At 50.3% G+C, this 13,425-nt stretch carries 11 protein-coding genes; 10 read left to right on the top strand and 1 reads right to left on the bottom strand.

Annotated features, from left to right (window positions below; translation table 11 throughout):
* Positions 1–192 precede the first annotated feature (192 nt).
* Both recX and DXH47_RS09755 read left to right on the top strand, forming a co-directional pair.
* Complete coding sequence (gene recX / locus DXH47_RS09760) at positions 193–972, top strand: recombination regulator RecX (protein WP_170955001.1); 780 nt, start codon at positions 193–195, stop codon at positions 970–972.
* Between the two features lie 109 nt (positions 973–1,081).
* Complete coding sequence (locus DXH47_RS09755; RefSeq protein ID WP_129033145.1) at positions 1,082–2,278, top strand: serine hydrolase domain-containing protein; 1,197 nt, start codon at positions 1,082–1,084, stop codon at positions 2,276–2,278.
* Between the two features lie 82 nt (positions 2,279–2,360).
* Here DXH47_RS09755 and DXH47_RS09750 read toward each other — a convergent pair whose 3' ends face one another.
* The gene (locus DXH47_RS09750; protein WP_129033144.1) at positions 2,361–2,606 is read right to left on the bottom strand and encodes a YdeI/OmpD-associated family protein; all 246 of its coding nucleotides are present in this window, start codon (positions 2,604–2,606) and stop codon (positions 2,361–2,363) included.
* Positions 2,607–2,769: 163 nt separating this feature from the next.
* Here DXH47_RS09750 and ntdP point away from each other — a divergent pair, with 163 nt between their 5' ends.
* From ntdP to DXH47_RS09710, 8 genes are all read left to right on the top strand, one after another.
* On the top strand, positions 2,770–3,321 hold the full coding sequence (ntdP, locus tag DXH47_RS09745) for a nucleoside tri-diphosphate phosphatase (RefSeq protein ID WP_129033143.1): 552 nt from the start codon (positions 2,770–2,772) through the stop codon (positions 3,319–3,321).
* Between the two features lie 124 nt (positions 3,322–3,445).
* The gene (locus tag DXH47_RS09740) at positions 3,446–4,570 is read left to right on the top strand and encodes an AI-2E family transporter (protein WP_129033142.1); all 1,125 of its coding nucleotides are present in this window, start codon (positions 3,446–3,448) and stop codon (positions 4,568–4,570) included.
* Between the two features lie 121 nt (positions 4,571–4,691).
* Complete coding sequence (gene tagD, locus DXH47_RS09735) at positions 4,692–5,108, top strand: glycerol-3-phosphate cytidylyltransferase (RefSeq protein WP_129033141.1); 417 nt, start codon at positions 4,692–4,694, stop codon at positions 5,106–5,108.
* 74 nt (positions 5,109–5,182) lie between these two features.
* Positions 5,183–6,067, top strand: coding sequence for a hypothetical protein (locus DXH47_RS09730; protein WP_129033140.1), 885 nt, complete (start codon positions 5,183–5,185; stop codon positions 6,065–6,067).
* A gap of 14 nt (positions 6,068–6,081) precedes the next feature.
* A complete protein-coding gene (locus tag DXH47_RS09725; RefSeq protein ID WP_129033139.1) occupies positions 6,082–8,106 on the top strand; it encodes a CDP-glycerol glycerophosphotransferase family protein in 2,025 nt (674 codons plus the stop codon).
* Positions 8,107–8,476: 370 nt separating this feature from the next.
* A complete protein-coding gene (locus DXH47_RS09720; RefSeq protein WP_225423562.1) occupies positions 8,477–10,291 on the top strand; it encodes a subtype A tannase in 1,815 nt (604 codons plus the stop codon).
* Between the two features lie 338 nt (positions 10,292–10,629).
* On the top strand, positions 10,630–12,402 hold the full coding sequence (locus DXH47_RS09715) for a tannase (protein WP_129033138.1): 1,773 nt from the start codon (positions 10,630–10,632) through the stop codon (positions 12,400–12,402).
* Positions 12,403–12,538: 136 nt separating this feature from the next.
* Positions 12,539–13,285: a DeoR/GlpR family DNA-binding transcription regulator gene (locus tag DXH47_RS09710; protein WP_129033137.1), complete on the top strand. Its 747-nt coding sequence runs from the start codon at positions 12,539–12,541 to the stop codon at positions 13,283–13,285.
* Positions 13,286–13,425 lie beyond the last annotated feature (140 nt).

Genomic DNA, 13,425 nt, shown 5'->3' with positions numbered 1-13,425 from the left:
TCATAGCCTAAGAACTCCTTTAGATGATTGTTATGGTGACTTCATTCTACAGGACTCAGGCTAGGAGTCTATTTTTATTTTCTTACTTGTTGCACTTCAATTGTAAATTCGTCCCCCAGAAAACCGCAGACCTGTTAGAATGGGGGCTAGAATTAGTGAGATAGGAGTGACTTGGATTTGGCGGTAATTACCATGATTCAGGCTCAGCAACGAGCCGGTCGGTACAATATTTACGTGGACGGCCACTACGCGTTTCCCGTCAGTGAGAGTGTGCTGGTCGAGTTTCGGTTGTTTAAGGGCATGGAGATTGACCAGCAGTTAGAAGCACAGCTAAGCGCGGCCGATGATGTGGCCAAGGCTTATAATCGCGCGTTAGATTATCTGTCTCACCAGCTACGGACGGAGAAGGAAGTCCGGACCAAGTTGGCCGATCTCGACATTGAACCGACCGTTATTGATGCGACGTTGGCACGATTAGAAGATTTGAAGTTGGTCGATGACGCACACTATGCGGCCAGTTACGTGCGGACGATGATACGAACTAGCGATAAGGGACCGCGGGTGATTCGTCAGCATTTGCGCCAGAAAGGGGTACTCGAACGGCCCATCGACGATGCATTACAGCTTTATTCAGCTGATCAGCGACTAGCCGTGGGGACGGCGGTGGCGCAGAAACTGGCAAAACGCTATCAGCGACAAGCCTTTCACACCCAGGAACAGAAGATTCGCCAGGGCTTGATCACTCGGGGATTTGCCAGTGATGAGGCCCAAGCGATGGTCACCGCGTTGGCGTTGAAACCGGACGCTGACCAGCAGGCCGCGTTATTGGCCAAGCAGGGCGAAAAATTGTGGCGTAAGTACCGGACCCTTGCGGCTAGCGAGCGGCGGTATAAAACCAAGCAGGCTCTGTACCGCAAAGGGTTTGGCTTGGACGAAATTGACCATTGGTTGACGTCGCTAACTGAGGATTAACGATATTTAAAACCGAAGCCCAGGGGGACAACCAGCGTTGTTGGGCTTCAGCTGAGCAATCAATCAAAAAGCAGTGCTTAGTGGATTAAGCGGACAGGGGGAGTCTGAAATGAAGGCCAAAATGGGGATTTTTGCGTTAGCGTTGGCAGTGGCCGTGGGGTTAGGCGCGGGGTTAGTATTCTGGTTGAATAATCAGAACCAGACCCAGGCTGAGACCAAGCCGGCCGTGGTCAATACCAGTAGTAGTAGCAGTCAGTCATCGAGTCAGGTCCAATCCAAGGCCCAGTCGTCGTCCAAGAAACGCCCATCCCGGCCGCGGAATACGGCGGCTACCCGGCGAATCGATGCCGTGTTACGGGCCAACCGGTTCGTGGGGACGGCACTGGTGGTGCGGCAGGGCAAGACCGTTTATGAAAAAGGGTTTGGTTACGCCAATTACGGGACGCACCAAAAAAACGGCCGGAACACGGAGTACCAATTGGCGTCCGTTCAGAAATCGTTTACGGCGGGACTCATTATGAAGCTAGCGGCGGAAAAGAAGCTGGCGTTGAGTGATAAGTTAGCCAAGTACTACCCGCAGATTGACGGGGGAGACGCCATTACGTTACGTGATATGTTGGATATGAAGAGTGGATTAACGTTTACGGCCTTCCCTAACCGAGTGCGGTCCGAAAAACAGATGCTAAAATTCATCTTACAAAATGTGGTCAGTGACCCGGATAAGATTGGCCAATGGAACTACTCGCCAGTCAACTTCATGTTACTAGCGGGCATCATCCAAAAGGTCAGCGGCCAGAGTTATCGACAGTACTTTACCACGAACATCACGCAGGCCTTCGGGTTGCACCACACCGGGTTCACGTTCAACATGGATCAGCAACACGATTACGCTCATGGCTATACCAACGGCAACGCTAACGACGTGGTGCCGACTTACGCGCACCAGTACGGGGAATCGTTGACCTCGAAGTATTACCAATTTGGCACGGGACAGGTCTACATGTCCGCCCATGACTTATATGTCGGGGAACGAGATATGTTGCAAGGCCAGCTCTACCCACAGGCCGACGTCAACGTCTTGTTAACGCCGGGGACGGCGTCGACTTACGGCGGTGGCGCCTACATTGAACCGGGGTATATCCGGCTTCACGGCCTGGCTTACGGGCATGAAGCCTCAGCGTTGCTAAGTAAGGACGGTCGAGATGGGGTCGTACTCCTCACGAATTATTACCGGCCGAACCAGTTAGCTCAGACTGCTGCAGTTCAGATTTGGAACCTGTTGGAAGCGGGGCAATTGGGAAAATAGACTGATGAGTTGCCAAAAGGGACTCGGAGAAATGAATCTCCGGGTCCCTTTTTAGGTGGTTATGATGTCGTTTGGTGATTGACTAACCTTTCGGCCGACTATCATAAGCCCGTTTGGACTTGTAGCCGGCGCTAAAGACCGTGCGCATGACGGTTACGTGACGTTGTTGGGTAGCTACGGCTTTAACGCCAAAGATGAACCGAGCCCACTCGCGTTGATAACCCGGCGTCAGCGCCATAAAGAACGCGTGTAAGTCGGGGGTGTCGGCGAGGAGTTCGGCGACTTCGGGGATACGGGGTTCGTAGGCACTTAAGGGTAATTTTGACATGAGATAACCTCTTTTTTAGATTAAGTGTACACGGGTACGACCGAAAACCCAAGAACTTTCGCGGTCCAATCGCCTAAAGGTATTCATTAATAATGGCGAATCTGGTATAATATTGAGTGAATTTTTTAAAGTTACCCGTTACTTAGAAAGTAGGGTTATAAACATGACGCGCGAAGCTAGAGGACCTAAGGAAGGCGACTTCATTACGATCAAAAGCTACAAGCATGATGGAAGTTTACATCGAACTTGGCGCGACACCATGGTACTCAAAACAAGCGAAAACGTTTTGATCGGCGTCAACGACCATACTCTGGTCACCGAAGACGACGGTCGACGGTGGGTGACTCGTGAACCCGCAATCGTTTATTTTCACAAGCATTATTGGTTCAACATCGTCGCCATGATTCGGGACAATGGGGTATTCTATTATTGTAATTTAGCTTCCCCGTATGTCCTGGACAAAGAGGCGTTGAAGTATATCGATTATGATTTGGACGTGAAGGTTTTTCCCGACGGCGAGAAGCGACTTCTCGACGTGGATGAATACGAGACCTTCAGTCAACGTTGGCATTACGGTAAGGAGACTGATCGCATCTTAAAGGCGAACGTACTCACGCTCGTCGATTGGATCAATCACCAAAAAGGGCCGTTTTCACAGGCCTACGTTGATTTGTGGTATCAACGTTATCAAGAGCTATTACGACGTTCCCATTAGGACTGACGGTGGCGATCGGTATGAGTTGTCTTCCGAACCATTAAAAGGGGCCGGGACAGTTAGCAATGACCGTCCCGGCCTCTTTTCAACCCCTGAAGTTGGACGCCGAAAGGAGAGCTTGGCAATGCCCCAATTTAGTAAATCACGTGTATTCTTTTGGACGGTCGAGTTATTAGTGGTGGCCACGTTGATTTGGGTCTGTACCCAGATTAGCTTCCTGTTTTCCCCGATTGGGGTGTTTTTATCGGCCATCTTTACGCCGTTACTGATTTCTGGCATCTTATTTTACTTGTTGAACCCTATCGTCAAACTGCTTGAGCGAGTACGGTTCAAACGCCTGCACTTCAACCGGACCGCCGCGGTCGCTATCGTGTTTTTGGGGCTGGCTGCCGTTCTTGCGGGGGCCATCGCTTGGTTGGTACCCCGGCTGGTTTCGCAAATTACCACGTTGGTGGGTAACATCCCCGACTTCGCTAAGGCCAGTGAAAGCGTCATCCGCCAGGCGGTCCAACACCCGTGGCTCCAGCAGGTGGATGTCGCGAAGTATTTGACGCAACTGCAGAGTTCGCTGGCCAAGTACGCCGAGAGCTTCATGAGTGGGTTGACTACGGGCATCGGGACCATCGTGGGCACTGTGACTTCGGTAACCATTACGGCCGTGACGGCGCCGGTGATGCTGTTTTATATGTTAAAAGATGGCGAGAAGTTTATGCCGGCGATTCGGCGGCTATTACCGGCCAAGCACGGCGAACAGACGCTGGAACTCTTGAGCCGGATGAACGCCACGATTGCCCGTTACATCGGTGGTCAGATTCTAGAGTGCCTGTTTGTCGGCATCTTCACCGCAGTCGGCTACGTGTTAGTGGGGGAGAAATACGCCTTGTTGCTCGGGGTCTTTGCGGGGTTGTGCAACCTGATTCCTTACGTGGGGCCTTACATTGGAATTTTACCGGCATTGATCGTAGCTTTCACCATCAGTACTAGCCTGGTCCTCTACGTCATCATCGTGGTGGTCGTGGTTCAGCAGATCGATGGCAACTTGGTCTACCCCAACATCATTGGGCGGACCCTGAAGATTCATCCGCTGACCATCATCATTATTTTACTGGCGGCGGGTAATATTGCCGGTTTGTTAGGGATGATTCTGGCCATTCCGTTATACGCGGTGGTCAAGACCGTGGTGCAGTATCTATATAGTATTTGGCAGTTGGAGCGGCGGCCAGTAAGTCAGGAGAATCTCAAGAAATAATAATGTTTGCGGTTAAAAGTTGACGTCACCGCTCAATATGCTAATATTTACTTTGTTATTGGATTTTTATAATGTCCCCGGCGCTTGTCGGGAAATTACCAGATAAAGTAGGAGAGTCTACATGAAAAAAGTAATTACGTACGGAACGTTCGACTTACTTCACAAGGGCCACATTCGGTTATTGAAGCGTGCCAAGGCGTTGGGTGATGACTTAACGGTCTGCCTGTCTTCTGACGAATTCAATGCCGAAAAGGGTAAGCGGGCTTACACATCTTATGAAGACCGGAAATACATTCTTGAGGCCATTCGTTACGTGGACCGCGTGATTCCCGAGAAGAGCTGGGATCAAAAGATCCACGACGTTCAAGACAACGACATCGATATTTTTGTGATGGGCGACGACTGGAAGGGCAAGTTTGACTTCTTAAAGGATTATTGCGAAGTCATCTACCTCCCTCGGACTGAAGGCATCTCGACGACCAAGATCAAGCACGACTTGGGCTTAGCTGATGACGAGGCCTGGAAGGAAGAAGAGTAGTCGATGACCATAAAATCCTTAGTCGCTGACTAGGGATTTTTTCATCTTGACGCGCGTAAACGGAGGGAACAACAGTGCAGCAAATCATATTTCTCGTGACTTCGTTAGAGGGGTTACATAAACCAAATTTTAGCCGACAACTGACCGCGGCCCTACAGGAAAACGTCCCCGTAAAGTTGTTGGTGGCCCTAGTGGATTTTGACGCCGCTTGGGAGGTGCGCCAGTTTATCGAACGCTTGGCGCGCAACGACGAGCGGGTGCACCGGGTCCGCATCGTGACGATTGCGGAACTGGCGGCCAAAGACGCTGGCTTGGCGCTCAGTGCAGAGGAACGTAACCAACCGGACTTAACGGCCTATACCGAACGGGTCTTTACTACGGATCATGACCAGATTCGGCGTTACCTGGACCACGGGCATTTACGTGCGGAGCTCCACCAGTTAGACGACCAGACGCCCATGGTCTTGCGGCATTACCTCCACGACCAATTAATTCAAGTGGACACGTACGATTTGACCGGCCGCGTGGTGGGCGTGGCTAAGATTCAGGATGGGGTCGTACAGACCAGTTACTTGTTGAATCAACGTGGCGAAGCCATTTTACGTCTGACACGACACGAGCAAACGGTGGAACACGTGTACAACTTGGGGGCCGATTCCGTAATGCTAGCGACTGAATTCAGTGATGCCAAGCAAGCGGCCGCGTTGAACAACATGTCACACCGGCAACGGGAACGCACGTTAGCCAAAAGTGTTGACCATACCGAAATGATTTCGACCACTGAAAATTACTACAGTGTGCTGGTCTACGCGTCCTATAACCGGTATAGAGATGTCTTTACTTACTACCAAACGGTCTTAGACCAGTTGATGACCCCCCAGACGCGGTTGTACGTGGACCTCGCGGTGAACGCCGTCTTGTCCCCCCGGATGCCCCGTCAGTTGATATTTAATTACTAAGGAGTTTTTCCATCGTGCGTGCGATTTTATCTGGATTACATCATAAAAAGAAACTACAAGAACTCGAACTTGAATTGATCGACGTGCCGGAACCCTTTGACAACCTGGTGGTCACCTTCTTAGAGAAGCAGACCCAGGCGTCACTGACGCTGCCCGTCACGACCGTGGTCAGTTCTGGCGTGGTGCGAGTCCAAGTCGATGCTAACGACTTACAGATTCCTGGGAGTCAGCAGGGTGACTTTAGTTGGGAACTCTACTTGAACTTACAACAAGAAGACACCCGGGGCTTAGTCCAAGTTGAAAGCGAATACCTCAGTGACCGGCACCAATTGTCGTTGACCAGCTTCTATCAACTGAACAGTGATGCCAACGGCATGGCCTTGTTCAACCTGCACACCAATCAGCCCGATGATGAGTTTGCCATCACCGCGATTAACTTGCAGGATGACCAACTACAGATTACGGGACCGAACCGGTTAAACAACCGGCGGATCGACAATCAACGCCTAGTCCTCAAAAATGTGCAGGATCACAGTAGTGCCGAATGGCCGATTACGACGCTCGGCTTGCACGGGTTATTCAGTGGTATTATCCCGTTGACTGACTTGGCCTCTGATACCAAGCAGGAATTATTTATCCGCTCGACGGTCAACGGTGAAGAGTTAGAACAACGGGTGATTTTAGGCAAATCGCTAGCCGGACAAGTCACCCAAGCCGTCACGAGTCAGCACCGCTTAGTCATCATCGAAAAACGCTTCAATAACGGAATCCGCATCGTAGAAACGGCGGCGCCGACCATGGTCCAACGCCTGGGTCACTTACCAAGTAAGGCCAGTGGGGCGGCTCACCTCTTCAGTGTCGTGATGGAAAAGGTCAACCTGATGTACATGCGCCGGCTCTTTAAGCGCGGTCACCGGGCTTACGACGAACCAACGTTGATTTTTGAAAGCTTCGGTGGACGACAAGTCAGTGATTCACCGTATGCCATCTACCAACTGTTCCAACGGCTTTATCCGGGGTTCCGGTACGTTTGGTCAATCGACCGCTCGCAAAAAGCTTTCTGTAAGCAAAATGGGATTCCGTTCATCATTCGCCGGACAGCCAAGTGGGTCCGGACGTTGGAAAAGGCGACCTTCTGGATCAGTAACGCCCGCTTTCCCGCTTGGGTCAAGAAGCCGGGTTACGTGACCTACATTCAGACCTGGCACGGAACCCCCTTGAAGAAGCTGGGATTGGACATCGAAAACGTCTCGATGCCGGGAACCACGACCACTAAGTACCACGCTAACTTTGTGCGCGAAGCTAACCGGTGGGACGCGTTGATTTCGCCCAACGATTATTCAACGCAGATCTTCCGGTCGGCCTTTGGGTTCAATAATCAGATTTTAAAAGTCGGTTATCCGCGCAACGACGAACTCATCAACAGTAGTGCCTACGATATCGTCGCGTTGAAGCAACAGATGGGGATTCCGTTGGATAAGAAGGTTGTCTTGTACGCGCCGACTTATCGGGATAATCAGTTCGCCGAAAAGGGAAAGTACACCTTCAAGTTGCCGTTCTCCTTAGACGACTTCAAGACCCGTTTCGGTGACGACGCTGTGCTGGTCTTGCGGATGCACTACTTGATTTCCAACGCCTTGGACATCAGTGGTTATGAAGACTTCGTGTACGATCTGTCGAACCATCCCAGCATCTCCGACCTGTATTTGGTCAGTGACATGCTGATCACCGACTACTCGTCCGTGTTCTTCGACTACGCCTACTTGAAGCGCCCAATTCTCTTCTACCCGTACGATTATCACATGTACAAGGACGAACTGCGGGGCTTCTACTTGGACTACGAGCACGACTTGCCGGGAGATATCGCTCACAACGAAAAGGAACTGTTGACCTTAATCGGTGAAAAGCTCCAGACGCCGGATATGAGTCATGACGCAAAGTTCATGGCCTTTTACCAACGGTTCTGTGCCATTAATGATGGGTTGAGTTCGCTGAAAGTCGTCAATTACGTGATTCAACAAATTGAAAATCAGGGTTAAGATTAGCAGGTTGACCCGTGATGGAACGGTCAGCGCCGGAAGGCGGCTGGCCGTTCTTTTTTAGTGATTGCAAACGTCTTAATGGGAGACTTATGAGTTAGTTAAAATATGATGAGGGGGGGTAAAACCCGTGGCTAGGCTGAATCTTAAGCGTTTGATAAAACAAGATTAATAAAATTAAAAGTTGAGAGGCGTGACATTCACAACCGATTGATTATGTTGGTACAATAAGCCTTGTAGACGGGAATTGAACCGGTTACAACTATGATTGTTACTTAACAAGTCGTTGTTTTGCACTGATTTTTAACCGATGAATAAGGAGTGCGGGGTTCACCAATTATAAAGTCAGACATTGTAGAGGAGAGTAGTCATGAAGTTGAAGAAAATACTTCCCGTCATGGGATGCGTATTAGCAACCAGTGTTTTATTGGTTGCTTGTGGTCAGTCCAAGACGACCAAACACACTAGTACGGCGGATAAGGTTGCCAAGGCCACGAAACAAAAGGTGACCCAGGCGGATGTCACCAATGCCAAGAAGTTATTGCTCAACCAAAAGAAATGGCGATACAATGCCAAAAACAAAGCTTATTATCAAGTTGGCATTAAGTACGGGACTAAAACTAAGAGTAAGACCTATGAATCGATGGGGATTTTTATCCCGGCGAAGTATGTCACGGCCAAAGGTACTGGTCAAAAGACTTATTCGCTGACGTTTAATCAGAAAGCCAAGGTCAAGGGGTATACCGCCAAGACTGCGCCCATCGTGATGCCGGTCAACACTCCCGGTTATGCTGCCCAGGCGGCACCGACCGGTTATGACAGTAGTTCGGCTAAGTACACCAAGGCTGGCTTCATTTACGTTGCTGCTGGCTGTCGGGGCTTGAATCAATCGGATAAATCCAATGGGTCATCACCTTGGGGGGTCACGGATCTGAAAGCGGCGGTCCGGACCTTGCGGTTGAACAAGAGTCGGATTGCCGGTAACACCAACCGGGTCTTCACCTTTGGCCATAGTGGTGGGGGTGCCCAGAGTGCTCTGATGGGCGCAACGGGTAACAGCAAGAAATACTTGAAATACCTGAAAGCCATTGGCGCACCATTGGCAACGACGGCGAAGAAAGCCACGAGTGATGCCATCGATGGGGCCATGGCCTGGTGCCCAATTACTAGTCTAGATACGGCCAACGAAGCCTACGAATGGAACATGGGCCAATATTCGAACTCAGGGACCCGGAAACAGGGGACTTGGACTAAGGCCTTATCGAATGACATGGCGACCAACTATGCCCAATACATTAATAAATTGGGCTTGAAGGATAGCCAAGGTAAGACGCTGAAGCTAAAGAAGTCATCGACGGGAATCTACACGTCGGGGACCTATGCGAAGTATCTGAAGAAGGAAGTTAAGCAGTCATTGAACAACTTCTTGAAGGATACGAGCTTCCCATACAAGGCCTCAAGCAATGAAGGGCCTAGTGGTGCGGCTGGCCAATCCGGAAGTAAGATGAAGATGCCTAGTGGCTCGAAGAAGGCTGGTGCGATGAAGAACGCGAAGAAAGGTAGCGGTCAGAAGCCAAGCGGGAAGATGCCTAGTGGCGGCATGGCTGGGAGTTCTTCAACCAGTAACAAGACCTATAAGACGGTTCAGGCTTACATCAAGTCGTTGAATAAGAATGGCAAGTGGATCACTTACAATGCCAAAAAGAACACCGCAACGATCACGAGCATGAAGGCGTTCGTCAAGCATTGTAAGACGGCGTCGAAGGATGTTGGCGCCTTTGATGGGATTACGCGGCAACAAACTGAAAACCAGCTCTTTGCCACGAGTGGCAGCAGTGCGAACCACTTTGATTCCACCATCAGCCAATTGCTCAAGTCGAATAGTTCGAAATACGCGAAGTTGAAGAACTACAAGTCAAGCTATGCGAAGGCCTACAGTTCTGATTTGAAGAAGACCGATGCCCAGGGCAGTTCGATTCAAAACCGGCTCAACATGTACAACCCAATGTACTTCTTGAGCAGTTACTACAGTGGTCACAATACTAGTAAAGTTGCGAAGTACTGGCGGATTCGAACGGGAATCAACCAGACCGATACGGCTTTGCCGGTTGAAACTAACTTGGCGTTAGCATTAAAGCAAAATAGCCAAGTCGATAGTGTTGATTTTGCCACCGTCTGGGGTTAAGGTCATACTGAAGCTGAGCGTAAAGGAAACAATGAAACCAACTTCATCAAGTGGGTTAACCGCAGTTTGAAGTAATTTAAAGTTGAGATGAAGTTAAAACGCCTCAGGATGGGACTAACCGTCTTGAGGCGTTTTTGGCATGGCTAGCTCTAGCCCTGACAGTAACAATTCGTTGACTATCTTGGTAGAATAGGACTTGTAGGTTGGTCATTAAAGTGGTTGCGCTTTTGAATTTTTACCGCATCACGCGTTTTTTTGCACTGATTTTTAAGACGGTGACTAATAAGGCCTAAGTTCGTCAAGTAATAAAGTCAGATGTTGTAAAGGGGAACCATGTGATGAAGTTGAAAAAAATCCTACCCGTAATGGGATCCTTATTGGCCGGGGGTGTGTTATTAGCCGCTTATCGTAAATCTAAGCTGGCGACCAACCCCACGGATACGCCGGAGAGGGTTGCCAAGACCACCAAACAAATGGTCACTGAGGCAGACGTTGCCAATGCCCAGCAATTATTGCTGGACCCTAATAACTGGCACTATAACGCGCAAAATAAGGTCTATTATCAAGTCGGCATCAAGTACGGGACCAAGACCAGCAGTCGCATTTACGAGTCCATGGGGATTTTTATCCCGGAGAAGTATATGACGGTCACACAGCATGATCAAAAGACCTACTCACTAGCGGTTAATCCCCAAGCGGCACTCGCGGGCTATACCGCTAGGACCGCTCCCATCGTGATGCGGGTGAAAACACCCCGGTATGCGGCTCAAGCGGCTCCGACCGATTATGACGGTCAATCGGCCAAGTACACCGATGCCGGCTTCGTTTACGTTGCGGCGGGCTGCCGCGGCTTGGATTCCGCCGATCACGCCAACGGTGCCGCGCCATGGGGCATTACGGATTTAAAAGCGGCGGTCCGGACACTGCGGTTGAATCAAGCGTCCCTTGCGGGGGATACCGACCGCATCTTCACCTTTGGCCATAGTGGTGGGGGTGCCCAGAGTGCGTTGATGGGGGCGACTGGTGACAGTCAAGCATATATTAAGTACCTGAAGGCGATTGGCGCGCCACTAGCCACCATGGCTAAGACGCCCACGAGTGATGCCATTGCTGGAGCCATGGTTTGGTGCCCGATTACCAGTCTGGATACGGCCAACGAAGCTTACGAGTGGAACATGGGCCAGTATTCGTCTGTTGGCACCCGGAAGCCAGGCACCTGGACGAAGGCGTTGTCGACCGATATGGCGGCTTCTTACGCGCAATATATCAATCGGTTAGGGTTAAAGGATAGCCAGGGCCAGCCACTCGAGCTGAAAAGGTCAGCAACGGGAATTGACATGGCTGGAACTTACGCGGCGTACCTCAAACAAGAAGTGGAACAGTCACTAAACATTTTCTTACAAGAGACACGCTTCCCGTATGAGACGTCCAGCGACCAAAATCCAAAGATTGGGGCGCCTAATGGCCCCGTAACGCACCAAACCTACCAGACCGTTCAGGAGTATATCGACGCTTTAAATGGGAATGATGAGTGGATTAGGTATGATGCCCAAAAGAATAGGGCAACGATTACCAGTTTGGCGGCGTTCGTTAAGCATTGTAAGCCGGCGGTTAAAGCTGTCGGTGCGTTCGATGGTCTTACACGGCAGCAAACGGAAAACCAGCTTTTTGCCACGAGTGGGTGTCAGGCGAACCACTTTGATGCCACGATTGGTCACTTGCTAAAGCAACACCAGGCGACCTATTCACAGTTTGCGCATTATCAGGCTAGTTATGCATCAGCTTATCGTGCCGACTTGCAAAAGACCGACGCACAAGGCAGTTCGATTCAGACCCGGCTCAATATGTATAATCCGATGTATTATCTAACCAGCTATTACGCTGGCCACAACACTAGCAAGGTGGCGAAGTACTGGCGGATTCGAACGGGAATCAACCAGCCCGATACGGCGTTGCCGGTTGAGACCAACCTGGCGTTGGCACTCAAACAAAATTCCCAAGTCAAGAGCGTTGATTTTGCCACCGTTTGGGGCCAAGGTCATATTCGTGCGGAACGTCAAGGAAACCACGAGACTAACTTTATTGAGTGGATCAACCGTAGTTTGAAGTAACTTAGAAATAGGAGACATTTCAAATCACCGTCATGTGGTCCAGACCATGTGACGGTGATTTTAGGAGTCTGGGCAAATAATCTGAACTGTCGTACACTAAGTCTAAGGGTTAATGAGAAATAAGGGGGGGACCACAATGCTTAATCAACGCTTGACTGCCATTTTACAATTGGTCAATACGAAGCATCAGATTGCAGTCACGGAACTGGCGGCTGTGTTGAACGTCTCGGTCGTCACGATTCGCAAAGATTTGACTACTTTAGAGCAGCAAGGGTTACTGCGTCGCCAACACGGTTGGGCGGTCCAGGACGCCCCTGATGATTTGAATGCGCGCTTAGCTATCAATTATGCCATTAAGGTTAAAATTGCCATGGTGACCGCTGACCGGGTAGCCGATGGGGCCACCATCATGCTGGATTCCGGGTCGACCTGTGTCTTACTGGCCGATCAGTTAGGTGAACAACAAAAAAACGTGACCATTGTGACGAATTCATACTATATCGCCCACCGGGTCGGAGATTACCCGACGTTGACAGTGGAAGTCCTAGGCGGCCAGTATCAGCCTGTCGCTCAGGTCGGGGTCGGCCCCTTGACGTTACATATGTTGACGGCCTTTCACGTGCACCAATTGTTCGTGGGCACTGATGGTTTTGACCCACAAAGCGGGTTTTCGGGGCGTAATCTGGCTCGTAACCAGGTCATCCAAGCCATGGCTCGTCAAGCCGATACGGTGACGTTACTGACCGATAGCAGCAAGTTTCAGGGCCCCAGTCTGATTCAGCAATTTCCCCTGGACCAGGTCGATGCAGTCGTGACCGACCAAGATTTACCGTCCGCAATCGCCACCATGTTGCGGGGAGCTTTGGACTTACAATTGGTTTAGGACCAGGAGACATAAAAAAGTAAATCGCCGCAATAATTTTGTTATCTTGCTTAGAGCAGGGGATGACGAGTTGTTGCGGCGATTTGTTTTTTGTTCACTATTGAATTATCTTTCGAACGAAACTATAATGGATTCCGTAA

The organism is Levilactobacillus suantsaii, assembly GCF_004115745.1.
GTDB lineage: Bacteria > Bacillota > Bacilli > Lactobacillales > Lactobacillaceae > Levilactobacillus > Levilactobacillus suantsaii.
This window is presented reverse-complemented; position numbering and strand designations above follow the sequence as displayed.